The organism is Bacteroides sp. AM37-9, from assembly GCF_003603455.1.
Lineage (GTDB): Bacteria > Bacteroidota > Bacteroidia > Bacteroidales > Bacteroidaceae > Bacteroides > Bacteroides xylanisolvens.
The window spans coordinates 73,561-97,138 of record NZ_QTNF01000007.1 but is presented as its reverse complement, the minus strand read 5'-3'; the positions used below and the strand labels follow the sequence as shown (position 1 = coordinate 97,138).

The following is a 23,578-nucleotide window of genomic DNA, read 5'->3' as shown; positions in this document are numbered from 1 at the left end:
TTATTTCATCATCACCCTTGCCCAACAGCCACCACATGATAATAAACTCCGCGTGTTTTCCTGAATGACTTTACTCCCAGCTTCTGCAAAATATGCCCGAAATAATTAACCTGCCCGGAAGAAATCTTCATTTTACTTGCCTTTTGTATCCGCTGAAGTATATCTGCAGCAAGTAACCATTCTCCCTCTTCTTCCTCTTCCGCTACCCGGTAATACACCTGGAACAACTGCTCGATTGCCGGCGACTGCTCAAACTCCCGGTTCGCCTCCGTCATAATAGCCTCTTCCTTCTCATCAAACCAGTAGCGTTCATTACTACGCAGCAGTGCCATTGCCTGCGCATACAATTGCTCATAATCAATAGGACGGACCACATCAATCACTCCTGTCACCTCAACACCGATAAAACGGCGACTACCGGAAGTATCCGTCAGCAAATCTTTATGGTTGCTCGTTCCTATAAAAGAGGCATACCGACGAAGTTCCTCCACAGCCGAAGCATTCGGTCGTCGTGTGTTGACAACGGGCTTTTGCAGAATATGCTTGAGGAAAGACTGCTGATTGATGCCAATCTGATCGAACTCATCCATATTAATCAATAAAAAGCGATTCAAGTATAACTCGGCATCCCGCTTCCGGCTGAAATCAATGCTATCCGTATAATAAGCCTGCAAGCATGGAGGCAAAATCAACCGGCAAAATGTAGACTTACGATAAGCCTGTGGACCTATCAATATAGGAGAAGTGCTATTTGCATGATTCTTTCCCATTCCACGCCAATGCGCTATCATACTAAGAAACCAACGACGAAACAATTGCGCCCAATGAGGATGATCGCAAGGAACTCGCTTGGCAAGATCGCCGATATGATCCTTACCATCCCAATGAGGAAGGTCATAAAGAAATTCCTCGATAGGCTGATAAACCGGCACATGATCCGAATTCAGGTAACGTACCACGTCTTTATCCCACAGCTTAAGCCCTTCATAATGTGCATTCATTGCAATACTTGCCATCAACCGTTTATCCACCGGATGAAAATAAAAATTAAAGCTGTTCCGTTCACGACATTCCACTTGTGATGTCAACTGGTTGAAACGAAAATCATAACGCCGTTTCATAAACTCATCCATCTGCATGACAAATAATTGTTCCGGCAACAGACTACTTTTACTCGCAAACCCTTCACAAGTGCGGTATACATTTCGCACGGTTCCCCGAACCAATGTATCGTCCTTCGGCAAGCGATAATGAGCGCGAGACCATCGCACTGTATCTTCCTCTGGGATACCGGCACGGAAACAATGTCCTGCGAGGTTAATCAACAGCGATTGTTTGTCTCCTTCCGGTTGATAATCAGTCTCTTCATCCAACGCACGTGCAAAAGCAGCTTCGAAAAGGACAGAAAGCGCATTACACTTTTCATATCCCGGTGCAAGCCGTTGCAACGGCGAAGTTTCCGTTTGCACCCGTTCGCGATAAGTCACCTCACCCGGCATAGCGGCAGGCTGCTTCATATAAATAGGCATTGCTTCGGGATTAAAATACAAGTGCGGGTCAAAAGTTAAACGACAATATTGCTCCAACGAAGGTACTTTCAGTTCAATATCATAAGGAAGTTGTGGCTGATAAAATTTCACTGCCAACCGATAGGCATGCGCATGAAAAAGCTCCGCTTCTTCACTAGTTGTCGGCAAACGATCATTGGGATAAGTAAAGCGTACCCATACTTTCACAGACTTTCCGGAAGAACCGGTGAAAGCTAAGTAAGTCTGCGGAAGCTCCTTTACCCGTTCTTTCACCTCATCCGCCTCCATGTGTCCGGACAAGTTGTTGACCTGAATCATCACAATTCCATTGTATTCACTCATCGTCGTTATGCCGCCTTTACGAAAAAAGGCGGCTGCAGGTATCAGCTTCGGCACTTTCTGTACATAGTCATTTTTATCACCCGGAAGCATAAAAGGCAGGACTTCTCTCATTTTTGAGACGGGCTGTGTTTTAGTTTCCACTTTCATTTGCTCCACGAGCTGTTCAATTCTCAACGTACGCATAGTGTTCACCTTGCCATCGTCTCTTACCAGTGTTATTCTCATTACTTCATTTATTTGTCCTGCATGTGTTTTGTAGGGCGATTATTACGATACAAATATACTGTAAATATTCCGCACAAACAACTTTTCAGAGAATACTTATTTCATCTTTCTACTAGAAAAGATTTTTCAATTCTATTTCTCATGTTCTCATAGATTTCAGATAAAGCACATATAATCAAAGAAGTACATTATGAGAAACGTTTTTAAAACAGGTGTTTCTCATACTATCCTCATCGATTTTCTTCAAAAAACCGCTATTTCTCATACTCTTTCAGGGTATTTCTCATAGTCAGACACAACTATTCTCCTGTTTATCCGCCAAGCTTATCTTAGAAAACAGCTAGCTATTTCTTTCATGCAAACAACTAGTTAATTACTTGTTTTTCACCTAATAATGTCGTATCTTTGAAAGAGCATCCCAATCGTTCCACTGGAGTGCACAGACCTGTTCACTACAGTAAAAAGTTCTGTCTACTAGAGTGAAAAGAACCGTTCACTGTAGTGGAACAATCAGGATGGCGGTTGAATAATAAAAGAATAAAAGCAAGATACACTAAGAGCATCAGTACATAACATATAAATAACCATTAAATTAAAACAAAGATGGCAATACAATTCGAGTTTTATAAGAATCCCCAACCGGAAAAAGAAGGGGAAGAACCTAGTTATCACCCACGGGTGGTTAATTTTCAACATGTGACCACTCAAAAGCTGGCGAGAGAAATCCACATGGCAACTACTTTCGGGAAAGCAGAAGTAGAAGCCATGTTAATGGAATTGAGCAGATGCATGGGCAACCATCTGTGCGAGGGAGAACGAGTACATCTGGATGGAATCGGCTATTTCCAGATTACATTGCAAGCTACCGAACCCGTGCACTCGCTTACCACTCGTGCTGACAAAGTGAAACTTAAGTCCATTAACTTCCAGGCTGACAGAGATTTAAAGAGTTTGTGCATGACTAGTCACTTACGACGTTCGAAATACAAGCCACATTCGGCTTCTCTTTCAGAAGAAGAGATCGACAAGAAACTTACCGCCTATTTTGCAACTCATCCTGTATTAACCCGTAGTAATATGCAGTCGCTCTGCAGTTTCACTCAAAGTATGGCCAGTAGGCAAATCCGTCGCCTAAAAGCACAAGGCAACTTACAGAATATAGGTAAGCCCACACAGCCTATTTATATACCAACACCGGGCCATTATGAGAAATGAGTTCAACAGGTATGAGAAATAAGCCAAATCAAGGTCTATTTGCGAATAAAACTATGAGAAATACCAATTTTAAAAGTATTTCTCATAGCTTACTTTATTAATTATCTGCTATTTAAATCAAATCTATGAGAATATGAGAAATGAATATCTTATTTCCTGCGCAGGCGCTGAATTCAATTTTCGACCAGCCACTTTTCTATATTTCTCGTTTCAGCACTGAAATTCACACCAATCTTGAAAAGTTTTCGTGAATCCGTTTCAAATGGTCGGGAATAATGCTTGTCATTTATCTGTTGCAGAGCTTCTTCCGCTGTACCATTCAGTTTAAATTCCATAATGTAAATGAACTTGTCAGTCTGCAATACCATATCCACACGGCCTTCACTCGTATGATATTCCGCTTTTACATAAAAACCGACCAGTTTACATACAATATAAAGTACATTCTGATAATGTAACTCCAATTCGCGGGCAAGCTCGTATGGAATATCAGAAAAGAAACTTTGCAGACGACGGAAAAAAGATTCGTAATCACCAGCCTCCACTTTACGAACAAGTTTCTGAATTTCAAAGGGAGATTCCACTTTATCTACGTTCGCATAATAAGGAAGCAGAAAACGGACAAACCCTTCTTCCACTTCACGATTAGGAAAACCTAAACGGTAAATACCAAATTCTTCATCATACCCTTTAATGGTAAGGTACCCGCTCTGATAGATTACCGGAATAGGATTGGTAGATTCAGAATCTATACTGTTCAGTACCTGTTCATCAGTTTCTTCATGAGCCATCCGATGAAGGTCGTAATGGTGTTTCTTCAGCAATTCCACCAAATAAGTGGGAGTACCCGTTTTAAACCAATAACTCCCAAACTCATTCCGATTAAAAGCATGAAGCAGGCTGAAAGGATTGTACATTCCCTTAGAATTGTGCGTAAAATGATAACCATCATACATCTCTTTCAGCCGGACACATATCTCCTCATACGTCACTTCCTGCACATTGGCAAACTCATGAAGCTCGGCATCCAGATTATCGTATAATTCCTGTTCGCTCACACCACAAATGTCTATATACTTATTCCACATTGAAATGTCATTCAGGTTATTCAAATCACTGAACACACTAAATTTACCGAACTTGGTAACTCCCGTCAACATAGCAAACTTAATACAGCCATCCTGACTTTTCAATGCGCCATAGAAAGCTTTCAATGTACTACGAAAGCTCTTTTGCAAGGCATCATTACCAATGGCCTGCAACATCGGTTTATCATACTCATCTACAAGAATAGCCACACGCTGTCCTTCCTGTCGACAAGCACGTTTAATAATCCCCTCAAAACGCATCGCTAAGGATTTTTCCGAGGGCTCCGCACCATACATCTTCTCCCATTCCACCAACGCCCCATTGAGTTTGTTCTCCAGACTTTCCGGAGTATCATATTTTTCCGTATTAAGATCAAGATATAAAACGGGATATTTTACCCAATCTTTTTCCAGTTTCTCCATAGCCAGCCCTTCAAAGAGTTCCTGCTTTCCTTGAAAGTAAGCTTCAAGCGTAGAAATGAGCAGACTTTTGCCAAAACGGCGCGGACGACTCAAAAAATAGTAACTTCCGGTTTTCACCAATTGATAAATCAATGCTGTTTTATCAATATAAAAATAGCCATCATTACGAAGACTTTCAAAGTTCTGTATACCGATAGGGTAAATCTTGCCACTCATATTTCAATCTGTCTAAGTTCACATCATACAAATATACATAGAAATATCTGTATCGCAACAAGTCCAACAAGGAAAGAATTGCAAAAAGCAAGATATAATGACAGAGATAGATAATAGACTTTGAATAAAAAGAGAACCATTTACCGCTTAAGACAGCAAAAGCAAATATCACATCCACAAAATACTTTCCAATTTCCTACAACTAGGAAAACATTAATTCTTCGCCAGCCACTTTTCACATTCCTTTTTGAATATTGAAATAGAATAGTGCATAACTTTTTATAGATATTTATTTAGGAGTTATGCCAAATATAACTATCTTTGTAAGGATAAGCAAAAAGAATACTTACACACAATAAATTGCAAACAAATATAAAGATGATTCAGCTATCAGACATTATTGAATATATCAAAGAATACGTTATTAATGTATCACATGATGTAGAGGACTTAGTTGTTAAAAATATCTCGACATTAGATTCTTCATTACCCGAATGTATGGGATGGATAGCAACATACAAAAAAGAGAAACAAAAGTTAGCTGAGCAATCAAATGTAAAATATCTAATAACTGACACAGAGGTTTTAATCACTCCGAAACTTTTCAACAAAGTCATCATCCATGTCAGCAATCCGCGTCTTGTTTTCATTCTCATTGCAGAAAGATTTTTCCATCCCAATTATTATAAGCCTATTGACATTCAAAAATCTATCGGCAAAAACGCACAGATAAGCCCATCTGCAACAATCATGAATGCTTCCATTGGAAATAATTGCATCATTCACTCAAATGTTGTCATTTATGATGGCGTTGAAATAGGAGACGATGTAATCATTCATGCTGGAACAGTCATAGGTCATTCCGGATTAGGCTGCGAAAGAGATCAATATGGAAGCTTACACAAATTCCCGCATTACTCAAACGTCATTATAGGCTCCAAGGTTGATATTGGCCCTAATTGTCAAATTACCAAAGGCACATTATCACCTACAACAATAGGAGATGGAACTAAAATAGATGGTTTGTGTTCTATTGGGCACAATACAGTTATTGGTAAAAATAATTGGATAGCAAGTTCCGTCACAATAGCCGGTTCCGTCAAAGTCGGAAATGAGTGTATTATTTATGCATCCAGCAATATCAAAGATCAAATTCGTATAGGGAATAATGTTATTATTGGTATGGGATCATTAATACTCCAAAATATACCTGATAATCAGATGTGGTATGGCGCACCGGCAAAACAAATTAAACAACTATGAAACAATTTGATATAGTCGTATTAGGCGGAGGCATATATGGTTTATATACTGCCCTTTTTTTGTCGCAACGTGAAGTTACCGTTGCTGTTATTGATATAGATCAAAATTTCTTCTCTCGAGCATCAATGGTCAATCAAGCCCGCCTCCACAATGGCTTACATTACCCAAGAGGTCAAAAAACAGTAAACACAATACTAAAATATAAAGAGCGCTTTATACATGACTTTGGTGAAAGTATTAATTCTCAATTTAAGGCCTATTATGCTATCGCAAATAATGAGTCGTTAACCAACAAATCTGAATATGAAGATTTTATGAATAGAAATAATATACCATATTCTGAAGTTGATCCTAATACACTATTTAACTCAAATAAAGTTGAAGCATTATATCTTACTAAAGAATACTCATATAGCTATAAGATTGTTCTAAATAAACTACTAAACCACATTAGTGATGTTAAAAATGTAGATACGTTTTCGGGAACGAAGGTTATTTCAATTACAGATAAAAATGAACGCTATCAAATAGAAATAGAAAACGGCGAGTATATTGAATGCAAAGGAGTGGTAAATGCAACTTATGCTTCTACCAATATAGTAAGCCAATTATTCAACAAACCGGGATTCAACTTAAAGTACGAACTTTGTGAAGTTATTTTATGCAAAGTACCAGACACTTTGAAAGATATCGGCATTACTGTTATGGACGGCGAATTCTTTTCAATCATGCCATTCGGCTTTAGTAAATATCATACACTAACTTCTGTCCACTACACCCCACATACCGTTTCATCCCCAGAGCCATCATTTCCATGTATGAAAAATGGTAGTTGCAGTCCTCACAATATCGGGAACTGTAACCTATGCCTACATAAACCACTAACTGCATATGAAGCAATGAAAACACAGTATGAGGAATTTATACACCCCCAATTACATGGTATCGAATACATCTCTTCCATGTTTGCAATTAAGCCCATTCAGATTTCATCAGAAAAAACAGATGAAAGAAATACCCTTATTCAAATGGCAAAGCAACCGCCATTCTATATTTCTGTCCTCTCTGGTAAAATATCGACATTTTATGAGCTTGATAGCTATTTAATAGAACTTATCAACCTATTAAAAGGGTCATAATTTCATGCTATTTTCATTATTGCTTATTTGCTTCTAAAATTTCATGATATCCTTCTTTGTCGGTCCCGAGCAAATCAAAATCATTCAACAAAGAGATCGTTTGGGCCAAATGCTTGGATTCTGGAGATATCTTATGAGTAGATATAAATTTATCCAATTCTTTGATTGGAATAAACTCCAGGCATCTGGTTTCAATCTCTGCATCTTTAGCAAAACGATAACCATGAATAAAATCCTCCAATGTGAATGCCTCCGACAAGCACACTCGAACAAATGAACACACCTCAAATTCCAGTCTATTATCATTTCCAGCTGTACGGATGACACCCACATTTAAAAAAGTAATTTGAGATGTAGGGATACATTTTTCCTGAGTTTTTCTTAAAATCCCAAGTTCTTCACTTAACGCCCTCCTCAAACATGTCATAAGGTTTGGTTGATCATCCTCATCCGACTTGTCATCTTCCGTAAATGTCTCATCATAAGAAAAGTGCCAATACCCACCACTTTGGCAATTCTCCCCACGAAACCCAGTAACAAGTTCATCACCATTTCCTCGATCGATTATAACAAAACCTCCAACAGCTACTGAATTATAAAAAGGTCTTACTTGTGCCACATTTACATTAAAATCCGGAAAGCATGATTTAACTGGAATAGTAGCCAACGCATTATACAAATTAACAGTACACTTATATGTAAAATAGTCTGAATTATAAACAGAAATTTCACATTTATCATCCTCATCCACTCTCACATCATATATACCATATAGATATTTATTAAACCGCAGTTTCGCTTGATGCATTTCATGTATAAAAACATCAGCCGTCTCTTCAGAAAGCCTAGTTATAAATTCTGAGATTGAGTAATTTTCTCCTCTATAAGTCAATTGTTCTCCATAATACTTGCTAATATAATTATAAAGACTATTATGCAAACATTGATTTTTATTCTTTTTATATACTTTTCTAAATCCTAATTCCTCCAATTTCTTCTCTCTTGTTTCAGGAAATGGAATAATAAATTCGTCATCATTAATCTTATTAACCCGAAAATACTTATCCTCCAGACAAACATTATTAACAAGCACTTTATATTGGTCTTCCCGTATTATTTTAGATTGATATTTCTTCAAATTATACCTTTTCAAGAGTTTTTTTACAAACTTATATACAAGTGGAATAGATATTCCAAAGAGTAATGGTGCAAACAAATTATCCCAAAGCAAATTCCCAACAATATCAAAATGGGTAGTTACTGTTTGAACCTGCTCTAAAACAGGTTGGACTTGCACTATAATAGTATCATCAACAAGAGTATCTTTTAAATTTATGTTCATAGATAAGCTACTTATTAAATGAATAAAAACGATTATTATTCGCCCTTTGCCTGATATTAGCAGCATATGACAAAGCATGTTCTAAAGAACTGTCTTTATTGAATGCTTCTTGACGAATACTATCAAGAGTAAAATCCAGCCACACAGAGTCACTGTCAGAAAAGGGAGCAAGATTATCAACAAGTAATACACCTAGAATCTCGACATACAGGCCATCTAAATATGATATGGCAATATCTGTGAATTGCTGTTCTCTAACCTCTAAAGACGGCACTGCTTTACATAGCATTTCTTTTAACATCAGCCCGTTTACTTTAGTTCTAGAAGTTCTTATTATGCTTTTTAATGTAGTTTCTGAGAACAAAATTCCATATGAGAAACCTTGTTTTTTATTATAAAACAACTGATATTCTTTATTAACTTTCTTAGTACTTATGATAAAGCCATTTAAACTAACCTTAGTCATAAATCCAATTAACTCAGTCACCTCTTTTGTTGTATTTTCCAACCGTTTATTTGTCTTATAATTAATTTCAAATAAATCCGGATTCTTTCCTTGAAAATATAAGTACAATCGATCAATCAACTGAACTGTATCAGCAGTCATCCTAACTAAATCAAGCTCAAAAACTGAGGCTTCAAGGCGTTTTACAGAATTTCTCCCATTAATATAGTCTTTTCTACTTTTCCGAATATCATTAACCACATAAATATTACCCCCTGAATTCCTAAGCACCCCCGGCACTATTACAGTTCTAACAACTTCGTCAAGATTTATTTCCGGGAAATTAATATTAATATATTCTTTAATTAGCTCGAGCTTAGGTATTCTTTGACAATTTTGTGAGAACTCTTCCTCAAAATTATACTCATAGAGAGTTTTGTCTAATCGTATAGTTATTAAATCATCAATATACCCGCCATCATCATGATCAAAATAATCATGATGATCAATTCCGAATTTAACATTATCCTTATTGATATAGCCTCTTTTAAGATTTTGTCTGCGTTTATAATCTTTCCACAAAAACCTTGGATTTAACTTCTCTGTCAGTCTCCAAGTTACATAACTAAAAAAGATAGTTAAGCCCAGCTTAAATAGAGGAGTTTCCAAAAATTCTACAAGATAGTCAGTCATAGCTAATATTACTCAAAATATCTTATCACCTTTGCAGGATTCCCCATAACCAATGCATTTGCAGGGACATCTTTTGTTACAACTGAACCAGCAGCCACCATTGCCCATTCACCTATAGTAACACCACATACTATAGTTGCATTCGCCCCAATAGAAGAACCATACTTTAGAATAGTTTCGCTAACCTGCCAATCACCCCCACTTTTCAATGTTCCATCTTTATTGATAGCTCTTGGATATTTATCATTTGTAAAAGCAACTGATGGACCGATAAAAACGCCATCCTCAATAGTCACACCATGTGGAATCATCACACCGTCTTGAATCTTAACCTTATCGCCTATCTTAACCCCCTCATCCACAAATATGTGGCGATGAATCTTACACTGACTACCGATAATAGCTCCTTTCAATATAATAGTACCCTCTTCGATAATGGTTTCAGCCCCTATTACAGCTTCCGGAGCAACATAGTTTGGAAATTTTAAATTGTACATAAAAACGGTATTACACCTATCGGCGGAATTAAATATTTTATTATTAATAAGTTGCGCACTATTACTGTCATTTAGCATAATAGAAGCACCCAAGTATTTAAATCCAACAGGCGTATACACAACTAAGATGCAATATTCGCAAATAATCTTGATATTTGCAAACTGTTTGTCAATAATTTAACGTGAATTCGATATAATGACAATAATTCTCTTATTGAATAATAAAACAATAGCAAAATATTAATTTTATAGTATTAACTATAGCTTTCAAAGGTGTTTTTATTAGAAGATTAGCAAACCTTCAAAAATACCAAATAAAAGCCACAGAAGACTTACGAACTAATCATCGTTTATCAGTTCTATCTTCATGCAAAAGTATCCTACAAATTATTGCGTTAAATAAAACTAAAGTAAAAAGTTCATTATTAAACTTTCATCTTATATATATACCCTAGCTAGAAATTGAATTATACAATATCCATATGGCATTTGAATTATTTACAAAAAATAAAAATCATCATATATTACATTCTTTATTAAATAGAAAGTGGACTTATATTTCATATATACCTGAAGTATATTACAAAAAGAAAGATTTACATTATATGCTATCTCGCCAAAATAAAAGAGAAGCTCTTATTATAGGTGAGATTTTTCATTGATTAGGATATAATGTGAAAGTAGCCCTATTTAATGATTCCAAAGAATATGATGACAGTATGAATGAAATTAAAAGATTGTAAGTCTTATAACCTAATATTAAAATGGGGAAAGAAATACACAAATTGAAGTAACTCCTAAAACAGTTTCTCCAGCTTTTAGTTCACTTCAATTCGTCTGCTTAATATATACATATATTTTAGCAATATTCCGCCAACAACCTTGCTAATAATACGATTCTCATTTATTCGGAAAATATCCTGACCTAAAATGCAAAATCAATACATAAAAAAATATTCACGCAACAATAATCATTTAAGCACATTTCTCACAGCAGCCTCATAAGAAACATCTATTTTATGATAATGGTCATTAAAGATCGTAACACTCCCATTTATAATTCTCTGTAAACTTCTCTTTAATGCACTAGAATCATCTTGGGGTATTATTTCACCCATAGATTGATCAATTGCTGTTCTCGCCCAGCCAACATCTGTAGATACAATATAATTATTAAACCGATAGGCTTCCATCAAGACTAGAGCAAACGATTCTTCTCGTGAGGTCAATAAAAAAACTTTCGATCTATTGTACCACTCCCAAAGTTCCTTTTTATCATAAATTGGACCTGTAAATATCACAGAATTCTTTAAATGAGGATTATTAATATAGAACTCTTCAATCAGCTCTTTCAGATTAGGCTCAACAGGACCAATCAAGACCAATTTCCAATCATCAAAATTCACATTCTCTGCTGCATCTAGAATCATTTCCGTATTTTTTTCATATGTTCCGAGCCTTCCTACAGAGATTATTAAATTTTCCTTCTCCACACACTTTCGTTCCTTTATAGAAAATGAGTGAAGCAAATCTTCATCAAAGCCATTACTTAGCAAAGCCGATTTATTCTTTAAACTAACCCCACAATATTTCCGTGTTTGCATTTTTTCATACCCTGTAACAGTCTCTATCGAAATTAAATCAGCCTTCTTCAACAATCGAGTTACCAAAAAGCGTTTCCACACTCCCTTAAATCCCCTTCCCTCCTCTAATATTTTTAAAAAATGGTCCAACCAAATTTCCCCATCACATTTAATATACAAGAACCCCTTAGGGTGTAACAGCTTATAAAAATTACCGATATAGAGAGTATTATCAGAAAAATGAAATTGCATCAATATATCTATTTTATGTGCTTCCCTCAATAAATAAACAAGAGCACTGATCCAATAAGACTTCTTACTTCTTTTTAAATACTCACGCAAAGGTTCAAGGCATATCCCTCGATATTTAGGGGGCAACTCCGCATGTGCCTTTTTCCGTGGATAAACAATAACACCTGATGCACCAACCACCTTACACCAATAATAAGGGACTAAAAAGACATCCTTTCCTAAATGAGACTCATCAACATTACTAAAGATCAACGCAAATTTTTTATCTTTCATACTCATTTCTTTCTGATTATACTCACCATAAAAGCCACTTGTCAAAATCGATCCCATATACTCGATTCTCATCCATGCACATTCCTAAAAACATTCCTGGATTAGAGCTATATGTTCCAACAAATAGGTCCGCATTTCTTAAAACCTCCATTGAAGCAAATAATTTCACTAGATTTTCCTTTTTATCTTCCATATTTAACTTCTGAAACTCTGCATGAAAATACCCACGCTCATTTAAACCTGTTAATGTATAAAAGCGCCAATGAGGAAAATCATTTCGCAAAGCCTCAATGATCAAATAATCATCTGTTAAGACAAAAGCTTCCCTAACTGTTGTTAGCTGCTCTGCTTTAGAAATATACCCAATACATTGTTCTAATTTATGCTCCACAAATTTATCCCCACCACGAATATGAAATCCAACATATTTATCTGGCAGATTCAACGCATCTATCATATTCGTTATTGCATCCTTTGTCTGTTCATTAAAACGATATATCAAATTATTAATAATATCTCCCCCTATCTCACGCAAATTTCCAGCAAGTCCTAGCTCTGGTATAGAGAAACTCATTCGTTCAAACTCCACATTCCTAAAATTAAAGAACAAGTCTGAAGTTAGATATGTATGTTTATGCCGCATTCTCCAATATAATATTTTTAATCGTTCAAAACCATGTGCTCCAAAAAAAGGATCTTCATACCTCATATTATACTTATGATGAAAAGAATCAGAGATCTCATCACAGAAAGGCATAAAAAAATCTCTCCATCCTTCCTTATACTTAAAATTCGCATCCAAAGAATACATAGAAAATTTTATATGATATTGCAAACAATATATTATAGCAAGTATCATATTATTAAACTCCGAGTAAAAACCAGCATCAGATCCTAAGTGGAAAATAAGCTCTTTTCGAAAAGTTCGATTCAATGCTTGATAACGTTCAAATGTCAATTCATTATTCATACATATCTTTTTTAGCGAAATAAAATATTCATTTCTTTTTTCTGCGAACTACAAAATCATCTATTTTTAACACAAACAAGAGCAACGGTTTAATACGATACTGAAGTCGGCGAGTCTTACTTAAACGTAAAAAGACATCTAGTAAAGGAAGCTTTTTCAATTGCTCTGCTTCTTGAAAATATTCACGTAAAACAGGTGAGAACAATTGTTTCAATACCAACTCCCTTTCTCTATTGCATTCTTTTGCTGAAAGAGAACTAACGCCACTTGTATCAAAATTACTAATCGTTCGTTTTACATGTCGATAAGAACATCCTTCCAGAATAATCTTCTTCACAAAAAATTCCCAATCCGAAACGATCTTTAAACTTTCCGTATAAAGACAATTGCGAAATAACTCCCTTTTAATAAATGTCGCAGGGTGTCCCAACGAGCGCTCCAAAAAATAATCCACTGTCAAGATATCAGGATAGATAAAAACTGTTTCTTCTCCATCCCCCCTCACAAAAACTAAATCCCCATAAACAATATCTTCCCCAGATAAGAAACCATGAATATCAGCTAACACGGCAGAATTGTTCAATACATCACCAGAATTCAAGAATAACAGATACTCACCAGAAGCCTTCTGTATCCCTTTATTCATCGCATTATAAATTCCTGAATCCTTTTCAGAACACCAGAAATCTATATACCGTTGATATTCTTGAATAACTTCTTTACTTTTATCTGAACTTGCACCATCTATAATTATATACTCATATTCATTATATGTCTGTTCCACAACACTTCGAATTGTTTTTTCCAATCCAGAAGCATTATTATAATTGATCGTAATAATAGAAATCTGTTTCATTCTACTTCTTTTTCAGGTTACCCTTTATATATTTATAAAACAAACGGCGATACCACTTATTTTTGTGCCGAGCAATTCGCGCTTTGCAATCTTCCAGCTCTTTCTCACAAAGAAACAATCGACGTAAAGAAAGAATTGCACTTCCATAATACAACGAATAACGTCTTATATGTTTCTGATAAATATAGTTCTCAACTTCCGCGATATTCTGAGCAGCGGTTACATTTTTAGAGACCGCCTTAATTCGATAAAAAAACAAAGGTTCTTGTATTTGATATACAACACTTTGCTCATCCAACAAGCGTATATAAAATTCCCAATCCTCTAATCCCAAATGCATATCTTCATCAAAACCACCAATGCGGAGCATATCGCTCTTTCTAAAAACTGATGAACAAAAAATCTCGTTGTTGACTAATAACTTTGCATAACCTTTATAAGATACTTGACTGTGATTAGTCGCTTCCCCAAAAAAGCCCCATTGACAATACACCAACAATGTTTCCGGATGATGAGTAAAATGCGACAAGGCCTTTTCTATATAAGTCTCCTCCAATTTATCGTCCGCATCTAAAGGTAAAATATAAGTACCTAACGCTTGTGCAGCTCCTATATTTCTTGCTTTAGAAACACCCCCATTTTCCTGAAAGACATATTTGAACCTTTCATCCTTCTTCACATATTCCAAAGCTATTTCTTCTGTACCATCAGTAGACCCATCATTTACGATGATCCCCTCCCAATTCTGAAAAGTCTGCTTTTCCAATGAATTCAAAGCATCCGAAAGATAAATTCCCTGATTATAACATGCTATAACAACCGAGATGATTGGAGCTTCTTCAGATTTCATTTTAATATTAAATAATAAACAACTTTCTTTATTTCAAATTTTAATTATACAAACATACGAAAAATAACACTAGCCCCAAACAATTACTTTAAAAACTGTCTTTATTCCAAGATAAAACGTAAGTTCCCTTGCCACTTCTATTTTTCTTCATACCTTTGTATCTAACAATTTTTACGCACTATGGATATCGATATTATAATACCCATTTATAATGCTTTTGATTTTGTCAAAAAGTGCATTGAAACAGTAATTGAGCATACAGATCTTACCCAGCACACATTATTGTTAGTCAATGATAAAAGCACAGACGAAAGAATATTACCCTTATTGAATTCTTTTATAAAAGAAAATCAATCGCTAAATATCATATTAATAGATAACAAAGATAATCAAGGATTTGTCCGAACTGTGAATATTGGCATGCAATATTCACACCATGATGTAGTCTTATTAAATAGTGACACTGAAGTAACCAGAAATTGGCTTTCCAAAATACAAAACTGCGCATATAGTAAACCTGCAGTAGCTACTGTTACTCCCCTATCCAATAACGCGACTTTAGCATCTGTACCTGTTTTTTTGGCAGAAAACACCATTCCTCCAGGTTTAAGTGTAGAAGAATATGCTGACATTGTCGAAAAATGCAGCATGAATTTATTTCCTGATATTCCTACTGCGCACGGATTCTGTATGTATATTAAAAGAGAGGCAATAGACGATCTAGGTCTATTCGACGAAGAAACTTTTGGAAAAGGATATGGGGAAGAAAATGATTTCTCATATAGATGTTTACAAGCTGGATATAGACATTTATTATGTGATAACACATATATTTATCATAAAGGAACCCAATCTTTCACTCAAGAAAAGACCAATTTGATAAACTCTCATCTACAAATATTAAAAGAGAGATACCCAGTATGCTTTGCAAACACAGAAGCTTTTGTTCAACAAAATCCGATCTCAGAGATACAACTGAATGTGCGTTATAACACAGATATGTATTCTAAAAAGAATGTACTGATTGTAATACATGAGTTCAAAGCGATCAACGAAAGGAACATCGGCGGAACAACATTGCATGTACATGATTTAATTAGAAACATGCGAAAGGAATTTAATTTTCATGTAATCTATTATTCTGTGGATGATTTCAGATACTATCTAACCTCTTATTTTTCATCTGACGAAATTACTGTTTCTCTAGGCATGTATTCTCAATATACAGCTTTAAATCTTTATAATGATGTTTTCAAGAAAGATATTGAGAGATTGATAACGGCCCTAAGAATAGATTTAATCCATATCCATCACTTAAGAAACATGTATTTGGATATTTTCAAAGTGGCACAAGAGAAGAACGTTCCCTTTATATATACAATGCATGATTTTTATTCAATATGTCCTTCGGTAAAACTCTTCGACGAGGAAACTTTTCTTTGTAATTATAACAACCAAAATGGATGTAGTTCATGCATATCAAAAAAGTTTAAACTGAATATTAATTTTATACCGTTATGGAGAAAAGAATTTTATTCGAATCTTAAATTAGCAAAGAAAATAATCGTCCCCTCTTCCAATACTAAGAATATTGTTTTAGATATATACAAAGACCTAACAATCGACGTAATAGAACATGGCTACAATCAAGCAAACAAAGAATCGAATTATTCTAACATAAAGAAAAACAAAAAAGAAAAGTTTAATATCGCTTTTATTGGTGGGATTTCAGAAGAAAAAGGTTTAAGATATTTAAAAGGGTTAATAGCTGAAGCTAGAAAATCCGAGATAACAATCCATCTCTTTGGAATGGCAGAAAATAAAAAATATAACACCAATAAACAAAATTATATCTATCATGGTGAATATTTACAGAAAGACCTACCTAATCTACTACTTGAGAACGACATTAAACTAGTATGTTTAATGTCCATGTGGCCAGAAACATATTCCTATACTTTATCAGAAAGCCTTATTGCTGAAATTCCTGTAATCACATTCGATTTAGGAGCTATAGCTGAACGAGTGAAAGCAATTGATGCAGGATGGATTTTCCCCATACACAGTACTGCAAAAGATATTTTTAAGTTCATTTTAACAGTCAAATCAAACATCGCAGGAGAATATCAAAAGAAAAAAGAGAATATCAGACATTATTTAAAAGAAATGAAGTCTGTAAAAGAAATGGCTGATGAATATGCAAGAATATACAATAAAACCATCAATACATTCCCTGTTTTAGCTTATGATACCAATGACACACAATCAAAGATTGAATTCTACAAAAAAAGCAGAGAACTCAATCCATCAAGTATAAAGTCGATACAAGAAAAGAAAGAATATAAACGCATAAAAAATATCATTAAAGGATCGGCACCCTTTAAACGCGCTTTTAGAGAAATGAAGCTCTATCGTGAGACCTATAAAAATAGCAAGTGGCGAAATAAAATCCTTTTCAAATTTATATGGTATAGAATTATATGTCTTAATACTTGTAGTACTTTTACCAAAAAATATTATTAGATAGTTCATCGTAAAAAGATGCCATACACATAACAAAAGAAGTCATAAACCAAATTCAATAAAGTTCCATCAAAATGATTAACGTCTTATACATAGCAGTAGGTGAAGGAGGCTCTGACCAAGCATTAATCACTTTAATTAAAGAACTTAAATGCAAAATAAGGCCTTATATCATATTAGGGAAATTAGCTAGCCAATCAACCATTGATAAATTGAAATCGGAAAATATACCATATAGTATTCTTAACTACGACTTCTTCTGGTATCCCTCAAAGAGAAATTTATGGAATTATATTACTCGTCCCATATATGCCCTTAAATTAAAAAATAAAAAGAAATTCTTTGCCAAACAAATCATAGAATTATCCAAACAATATAAGATTGATATTATCCATACCAATTCTTCTGCATATCAGTTTGGGGCTACTGCAGCTCAAGCACTAAAGATTCCACACATATGGCACCTAAGAGAGTATCAATCTTTAGATTTTGGACATTCACACGCTTACTCACTTCCATATTTAAAAAAACAACTACACAAATCCGGTAATTTCAATATAGCAATAACAAAAGGTATATATAATTTCTACCAACTAAAGGAGGAAAACTCGACTATTATTTACGACGGTGTTTTGAGGCAAAGTTATAAACCTAAAGAGCTTCCTAAAGAAGAGTATTTTCTATTTGTAGGACGCATCGTGAAAGAAAAAGGCATCTTTTCACTACTAAATAGCTATAAAGACTATCTACTAAGAGGAGGTACCTTCAAATTAATACTTGCCGGGAACTATTCTTCAAAGACAAAACAAAAAATTGATAGACTAATAGAAAAATACAATATACAAAATAATATTATGCTTAAAGGAATACTACCCACCAATCAAATATATGATCTAATGAATCGCGCAACAGCTTTAATCGTCCCATCACCTTTTGAAGCATTTGGCCTAATTACAGCAGAAGCTATGTTTAACAAATGCTTAGTTATTGGAAAAGATACTGCCGGAACAAAAGAACAATTTGACAATGGTCAAAGAAAATACAATAAAGAAATTGCTCTTCGTTTTACCAACGAACAGCAATTAACCACCCATTTAACAGATATAGAACAAAAACAGATACAACAATACACTGAAATCATCGAACGAGCATATAATTATGTTTCGTCATTATACTCTATTGAGAACAATGCCAAACAGATAGAGTGTCTATATACATCTATTCTTAGAACATAATTATTTATAAGACGTAAACAAAATTACATGCATTTACAATATCAATAATTATTTTATATTTATCTTTGCAAAAAAAATTAGGCCGTGCTATTTAACTCATTCGAATTCTTAGTCTTTCTACCAATAGTATTCTTATTATATTGGTTTGCTTTCAAAAAATTAAGAGCACAAAACTTATTTGTTGTTGTAGCTAGTTATCTATTTTATGGTTGGTGGGATTGGCGCTTTCTTATCTTAATAGCGTTTACTACTTTATGTAGTTATGCAAGCGGAATCCTACTTGAACGGCAAGAAGGACATAGACACATCCAACGTTTAATAAGTATTGCCAACATTGTATTAAACCTAACCATATTAGGAATATTCAAGTATTTCAACTTCTTCTCGGAAAATTTACAACACCTGTTTCAGTGGTTTGGATTTGAATTGGATTGGGTCACATTAGATATTTTACTTCCAGTAGGAATTAGCTTCTATACATTTCAAGCACTTAGTTATACAATCGATATCTACCGTCACAAGATGAAACCCACACATGATATTGTAGCATTCTTTGCTTTTATCAGTTTTTTTCCTCAACTTGTTGCAGGTCCTATCGAAAGAGCGACCAATTTACTACCGCAGTTCGAAAGACAACGAGCTTTCGATTACACAGCGGCAGTAGATGGTATGAGGCAAATTTTATGGGGATTATTCAAAAAGATTGTTGTAGCAGACACATGCGCTGTCGCAGTCAATCAAATCTTTGCAAATTATCAAACACTTGATAGTTTGAATCTGGTTTGGGGAGCTTTCTTATTTACTTTCCAAATTTATGGAGACTTTTCTGGATACTCGGACATCGCTATAGGTACAGCAAAGTTATTTGGCATTAACTTACTACAGAACTTCAACTTTCCATATTTTTCTAGAGATATTGCCGAATTTTGGAGACGTTGGCATATTTCACTCACCACTTGGTTCAGAGATTATATTTATATCCCATTAGGAGGAAGTCGATGTAGCAAATGGAAATCTTTCCGTAACACTATGATAATTTTCTTAGTTAGCGGTCTCTGGCATGGAGCCAATTGGACGTTTATTTGTTGGGGTGCATTTCATGCTCTACTATTTCTACCATTATTACTCATGGGAAGAAACAGAAAGTATAAAGACATAGTAGCTGAAAACAAATACCTACCATCCCTCAAAGAACTTGGACAGATTATTAGTACTTTCATTCTTGTAATGATTGGTTGGGTTATCTTCCGCGCCGAAAATATAAAAGAGGCCTATCAATATATCATTTATATGTTTACTAAATGGCAACCTTCATCGCTTGAATATGGAGTTAAATGCATCCAATACATTGCTATTTTGATTATCATAGAATGGATTAACAGACGCAAAATGCACGGACTAGAAATAAATATAAAATACCCTATAATCAGATGGGGAATCTACTGTGCCATATTCTATTATATATTTTATTACTCTAATGATATTCAAACATTTATCTATTTTCAATTCTAGAACTTTATGAGAAAATTTATATTAAAATGCTTATTCACCATATTCCCTGTCATGGTATTAATATACGCATATGGTTTTTATGTGAATTTCTATTTGATAGATCGTCTAACCAAAGCCGGTGATTTAGGGAAACTTGGCTACTTTTACATAGACAAAACCCAAACCAATTTAGGTACACCATTATCAGAGAACAAGGTAGATACATATTATGACAACATACAAAGAAATTACAAAGTTATGACCATAGGAGACTCCTTTAGCCAACAAGGTTTCAGTGGTTATCAAAATTATTTAGCAGCCAAATTAGGAGAAAGAATCCTCAACTATCCTGATCCAAGAGGAAGAGGATATAGCTCTGAAGATATTGCATTGTATTTATTGAATAACGATATATATGCTAGCCTAGGATGTAAGACTGTTATTATTGAAACGGTCGAAAGAGAATTTGTACAGCATATACTTAGCTTTAGAGATATTAAAGACATCAATTATACTCTTGAGAAAGAAGACAATAAGCCAGAAAATAATTTTACAGAAAAAAAGAAGAAAGATTATTTAATGGAAACGTTTAAATATATCAAATATCATTTATACAAATCAAAAAGGCCAGTAAAAGAAGTACAGTTAAACACTGATTGTTTCTCTGTTCCACCATACAACACCTTCTATTTTTACAATGACGATTTATGGAAATTATCAATCACAGAAGAAGAATACAACGCCATTTTAGACAAACTAAACTACCTTCATAAACGCTTTCAAGAAAAAGGCATTGACCTCTATTATATGATAGCTCCCGATAAATATGATGTATACCAACCATATATAATAAATAATCCATACCCGCCTAAGAAAGTAATTGATCAACTAGAAGAAAATGGAATTAACCAACTAAAATGGTTTATTAATCCTAGAGATAATTTTAGAGAAATGATTGCCAGCGGAGTCAAAGACGTTTATCATATAGATGATACGCATTGGGCAACTATAGCTAGTGAAACTGTTGGTAATATTATTGCAGATAAGATAGAAAAATCCACCGACTAAATTTACTTTTAAGTGATTATTAGCAAGTATGTCATAAACATTATCAATTTCCAATAAAAACATCCAGTAATCACAGACGATCTTTATCACGAGTAATCAACCAAGGCATCAGCCAACTAAAACTTTTATTAAAGCGTTCTACATAATAATCACTAGAATTTGCTTTTAAAGAAGATACTAAATGCAATGTAAGTTCCTCCTTGATTTCAGTAGGAACCTTAAGTCTTTTTATCTCTTTATAAAAGCTCCCATGACGCACAGTCTTTCTTTGCCTCCCTATATTAACGAGAGAATGCTCTATTCTATTTACTATATATATGTCTTCCCGAACCCCATCTCCTGTCTTTTGCCCCTTCTTGGTAGTGCTTACATTATGCAAACGAAAATTATTCAATTTTTCATAAACTTCGACTACCATTCCTTGCTTGGCCATTTCTATCCAGAAAAGCCAATCGCCACTATAGCGCATTGAAAAGCAAGACAAGTCTTTTATTTGTTCAAAACATTGTTTACGAAAGACAACACCACTAGCATTGTAAATATAATTACGCCAATAAAGATTATGTTTTATATAATCTTCACCATCAAAAACACCCATATTATGAGAACGACTCAACTGTTTTGAAGTCCAACGATCAAAATCAGTAGTTAACTGATTACCTTCCCCATCTATACAATGTGAACCCAGAAAGCAAAAAGAAGCATCCGGATATTGTTTCAAAACAGAGACTGCCTTTTTCAAAAAAGAGGGTTCAGCCGCATCGTCACTTTCGGCAATCCAAATGTACTTTCCACGAGACAAACTAATGCCTTTCTGCCATTGAGCAAAAGGACTTCCTGTATTGACTGAGTTAATCTCCAAATGACTGACATGAGGATTAGCACTATAATGTTTTAAAATAGATGTACTATCATCCGTTGACGCATCATCCAATAATATAATCTCATAATCTGTATATGTTTGGGCCAATACCGATTCGATACGTTGCCGCAAAAAACGAGCATAGTTATAATTAGGAATGATTACACTAACTTCCACCGAATGATTTTCCATTACAAATACACTATTAATCTTAGTTATAATAACAAACTGATAGCAAAGATACAGATATTATTCTTAAAAAAGACGCTAACCCTCTAATGTTTAGCAAAAAAGCCTTTAACACTTGTCACAACCAAATAAAATGTATACATTTGTAGAATTTTAGTGCAAGCCCCCTTAACTATTTAACTAACATAGTAATAATTATATGAATAAACCAATGGCGAGCAACATAAGTACATCGCTAATTATATCCACCTATAATAGAAGCGACGCATTAGAATTATGCGTTAAAAGCGTGCTACGTCAATCTCTCCTTCCTGATGAAATTATCATTGCCGATGATGGTTCTAAAGAAGACACAGGAGAACTAATTCATCAATTGGCAACTTCCTCTGAAGTTCCCATTATTCATGTTTGGCATGAGGATTTAGGCTTCAGACTGGCCTCCATCCGCAACAAAGCTATTGCGAAAGCATCTAAAGAATATATAATACAAATTGACGGAGATATCGTCTTACACAAAGATTTCGTCAAAGATCATGTACGTTTTGCCAAAAGAGGTAGTTTCGTAACTGGTAGCCGTGTATTAATCCGGGAAGGCTTAACGAGAAAAATGTTAGCAGAAAAAAACTGCATCATTTCCATTCACGACAAAGGTACTAAAAATACAATCAACGGAGTACATTTACCTTGGTTGAGTCCACTACTTCAACATTATCGTCAATGGGATGTTTCTTACTCGAGAGGATGCAATATGGCTTTTTGGAAAGAGGATTTGTTAAAAGTCAATGGGTACAATGAAGCTATTACCGGATGGGGAAGTGAAGATCATGAATTAGTATGCCGTCTTATCAACAGCGGTGTACGCAAGCGTACCATCAAATTTGCGGGAATCGTGTTCCATCTTCATCATGAACTACACGGAACAGATAATCTAAACAACAACCGCAGTATTTTGAACGAAACAAAAGTCAGGAAACTAACCTGGTGCGATAAAGGAATCATACAAAACTAA

Annotated in this window: 18 protein-coding genes; 8 read left to right on the top strand and 10 right to left on the bottom strand. The window is 34.7% G+C overall.

Translation table 11 applies throughout. From position 1 onward, the window contains the following. Window positions 1–11: 11 nt before the first annotated feature. Complete coding sequence (locus DW862_RS07125; RefSeq protein ID WP_120067553.1) at window positions 12–2,096, bottom strand: BT4734/BF3469 family protein; 2,085 nt, start codon at window positions 2,094–2,096, stop codon at window positions 12–14. Window positions 2,097–2,699: 603 nt separating this feature from the next. On the opposite strand from DW862_RS07125, the gene DW862_RS07120 reads away from it, so the two are divergent. Further along, a complete protein-coding gene (locus DW862_RS07120) occupies window positions 2,700–3,311 on the top strand; it encodes an HU family DNA-binding protein (RefSeq protein WP_004314474.1) in 612 nt (203 codons plus the stop codon). 173 nt (window positions 3,312–3,484) lie between these two features. On the opposite strand, the gene DW862_RS07115 is transcribed toward DW862_RS07120, so the two are convergent. Beyond that, the gene (locus tag DW862_RS07115) at window positions 3,485–5,038 is read right to left on the bottom strand and encodes an ATP-binding protein (RefSeq protein WP_120067551.1); all 1,554 of its coding nucleotides are present in this window, start codon (window positions 5,036–5,038) and stop codon (window positions 3,485–3,487) included. A gap of 378 nt (window positions 5,039–5,416) precedes the next feature. On the opposite strand from DW862_RS07115, the gene DW862_RS07110 reads away from it, so the two are divergent. Continuing rightward, window positions 5,417–6,301: a UDP-3-O-(3-hydroxymyristoyl)glucosamine N-acyltransferase gene (locus tag DW862_RS07110; protein ID WP_008024060.1), complete on the top strand. Its 885-nt coding sequence runs from the start codon at window positions 5,417–5,419 to the stop codon at window positions 6,299–6,301. Beyond that, the gene (locus DW862_RS07105) at window positions 6,298–7,440 is read left to right on the top strand and encodes an FAD-dependent oxidoreductase (RefSeq protein ID WP_015532126.1); all 1,143 of its coding nucleotides are present in this window, start codon (window positions 6,298–6,300) and stop codon (window positions 7,438–7,440) included. Before DW862_RS07110 ends, DW862_RS07105 begins: the two co-directional genes overlap by 4 nt. 16 nt (window positions 7,441–7,456) lie before the next feature. Here the strand turns inward: DW862_RS07105 and DW862_RS07100 are convergent, their stop codons facing one another. The 7 genes from DW862_RS07100 to DW862_RS07065 form a co-directional block, all read right to left on the bottom strand. Beyond that, window positions 7,457–8,782 carry a hypothetical protein gene (locus DW862_RS07100; RefSeq protein WP_120067549.1) on the bottom strand — a complete coding sequence of 442 codons (1,326 nt, stop codon included), beginning with the start codon at window positions 8,780–8,782 and terminating at the stop codon, window positions 7,457–7,459. A gap of 7 nt (window positions 8,783–8,789) precedes the next feature. Continuing rightward, entirely contained in the window at window positions 8,790–9,920 is a 1,131-nt protein-coding gene (locus tag DW862_RS07095; RefSeq protein ID WP_015532124.1) for a hypothetical protein, read from the bottom strand. Window positions 9,921–9,928: 8 nt separating this feature from the next. Further along, window positions 9,929–10,417 (bottom strand): acyltransferase, encoded by a 489-nt coding sequence (locus DW862_RS07090; RefSeq protein WP_008024053.1) that lies wholly within the window; start codon window positions 10,415–10,417, stop codon window positions 9,929–9,931. 971 nt (window positions 10,418–11,388) lie between these two features. Beyond that, window positions 11,389–12,525, bottom strand: a complete 1,137-nt coding sequence (locus tag DW862_RS07080) for a glycosyltransferase family 4 protein (RefSeq protein WP_157462244.1) — start codon at window positions 12,523–12,525, stop codon at window positions 11,389–11,391. A 22-nt stretch (window positions 12,526–12,547) separates the two neighbouring features. Further along, window positions 12,548–13,495, bottom strand: a complete 948-nt coding sequence (locus DW862_RS07075; protein ID WP_008024050.1) for a hypothetical protein — start codon at window positions 13,493–13,495, stop codon at window positions 12,548–12,550. A gap of 28 nt (window positions 13,496–13,523) precedes the next feature. Next, complete coding sequence (locus tag DW862_RS07070; protein WP_008024048.1) at window positions 13,524–14,351, bottom strand: glycosyltransferase family 2 protein; 828 nt, start codon at window positions 14,349–14,351, stop codon at window positions 13,524–13,526. 1 nt (window position 14,352) lies between these two features. Further along, entirely contained in the window at window positions 14,353–15,201 is an 849-nt protein-coding gene (locus tag DW862_RS07065) for a glycosyltransferase family A protein (RefSeq protein ID WP_008024046.1), read from the bottom strand. Window positions 15,202–15,381: 180 nt separating this feature from the next. On the opposite strand from DW862_RS07065, the gene DW862_RS07060 reads away from it, so the two are divergent. The 4 genes from DW862_RS07060 (at window position 15,382) to DW862_RS07045 (ending at window position 21,518) form a co-directional block, all read left to right on the top strand. Further along, window positions 15,382–17,724: a glycosyltransferase gene (locus tag DW862_RS07060; protein WP_008024044.1), complete on the top strand. Its 2,343-nt coding sequence runs from the start codon at window positions 15,382–15,384 to the stop codon at window positions 17,722–17,724. A 74-nt stretch (window positions 17,725–17,798) separates the two neighbouring features. Then, window positions 17,799–18,959, top strand: a complete 1,161-nt coding sequence (locus DW862_RS07055) for a glycosyltransferase family 4 protein (protein ID WP_008024043.1) — start codon at window positions 17,799–17,801, stop codon at window positions 18,957–18,959. Window positions 18,960–19,043: 84 nt separating this feature from the next. Then, on the top strand, window positions 19,044–20,471 hold the full coding sequence (locus tag DW862_RS07050; RefSeq protein ID WP_008024041.1) for an MBOAT family protein: 1,428 nt from the start codon (window positions 19,044–19,046) through the stop codon (window positions 20,469–20,471). A gap of 6 nt (window positions 20,472–20,477) precedes the next feature. After that, window positions 20,478–21,518: a hypothetical protein gene (locus DW862_RS07045; protein WP_008024039.1), complete on the top strand. Its 1,041-nt coding sequence runs from the start codon at window positions 20,478–20,480 to the stop codon at window positions 21,516–21,518. Between the two features lie 70 nt (window positions 21,519–21,588). Here DW862_RS07045 and DW862_RS07040 read toward each other — a convergent pair whose 3' ends face one another. Next, entirely contained in the window at window positions 21,589–22,572 is a 984-nt protein-coding gene (locus tag DW862_RS07040; protein ID WP_008024037.1) for a glycosyltransferase family 2 protein, read from the bottom strand. Window positions 22,573–22,768: 196 nt separating this feature from the next. On the opposite strand from DW862_RS07040, the gene DW862_RS07035 reads away from it, so the two are divergent. Further along, the gene (locus DW862_RS07035) at window positions 22,769–23,578 is read left to right on the top strand and encodes a glycosyltransferase family 2 protein (protein ID WP_032811956.1); all 810 of its coding nucleotides are present in this window, start codon (window positions 22,769–22,771) and stop codon (window positions 23,576–23,578) included.

Excerpts from the sequence above, each read along its gene's own strand:
- DW862_RS07125 (WP_120067553.1), bottom strand. The coding sequence starts at position 2,096 with ATGAGAATAACACTGGTAAGAGACGATGGCAAGGTGAACACTATGCGT.
- DW862_RS07120 (WP_004314474.1), top strand. The coding sequence starts at position 2,700 with ATGGCAATACAATTCGAGTTTTATAAGAATCCCCAACCGGAAAAAGAA.
- DW862_RS07115 (WP_120067551.1), bottom strand. The coding sequence starts at position 5,038 with ATGAGTGGCAAGATTTACCCTATCGGTATACAGAACTTTGAAAGTCTT.
- DW862_RS07110 (WP_008024060.1), top strand. The coding sequence starts at position 5,417 with ATGATTCAGCTATCAGACATTATTGAATATATCAAAGAATACGTTATT.
- DW862_RS07105 (WP_015532126.1), top strand. The coding sequence starts at position 6,298 with ATGAAACAATTTGATATAGTCGTATTAGGCGGAGGCATATATGGTTTA.
- DW862_RS07100 (WP_120067549.1), bottom strand. The coding sequence starts at position 8,782 with ATGAACATAAATTTAAAAGATACTCTTGTTGATGATACTATTATAGTG.
- DW862_RS07095 (WP_015532124.1), bottom strand. The coding sequence starts at position 9,920 with ATGACTGACTATCTTGTAGAATTTTTGGAAACTCCTCTATTTAAGCTG.
- DW862_RS07090 (WP_008024053.1), bottom strand. The coding sequence starts at position 10,417 with ATGTACAATTTAAAATTTCCAAACTATGTTGCTCCGGAAGCTGTAATA.
- DW862_RS07080 (WP_157462244.1), bottom strand. The coding sequence starts at position 12,525 with ATGAAAGATAAAAAATTTGCGTTGATCTTTAGTAATGTTGATGAGTCT.
- DW862_RS07075 (WP_008024050.1), bottom strand. The coding sequence starts at position 13,495 with ATGAATAATGAATTGACATTTGAACGTTATCAAGCATTGAATCGAACT.
- DW862_RS07070 (WP_008024048.1), bottom strand. The coding sequence starts at position 14,351 with ATGAAACAGATTTCTATTATTACGATCAATTATAATAATGCTTCTGGA.
- DW862_RS07065 (WP_008024046.1), bottom strand. The coding sequence starts at position 15,201 with ATGAAATCTGAAGAAGCTCCAATCATCTCGGTTGTTATAGCATGTTAT.
- DW862_RS07060 (WP_008024044.1), top strand. The coding sequence starts at position 15,382 with ATGGATATCGATATTATAATACCCATTTATAATGCTTTTGATTTTGTC.
- DW862_RS07055 (WP_008024043.1), top strand. The coding sequence starts at position 17,799 with ATGATTAACGTCTTATACATAGCAGTAGGTGAAGGAGGCTCTGACCAA.
- DW862_RS07045 (WP_008024039.1), top strand. The coding sequence starts at position 20,478 with ATGAGAAAATTTATATTAAAATGCTTATTCACCATATTCCCTGTCATG.
- DW862_RS07040 (WP_008024037.1), bottom strand. The coding sequence starts at position 22,572 with ATGGAAAATCATTCGGTGGAAGTTAGTGTAATCATTCCTAATTATAAC.
- DW862_RS07035 (WP_032811956.1), top strand. The coding sequence starts at position 22,769 with ATGAATAAACCAATGGCGAGCAACATAAGTACATCGCTAATTATATCC.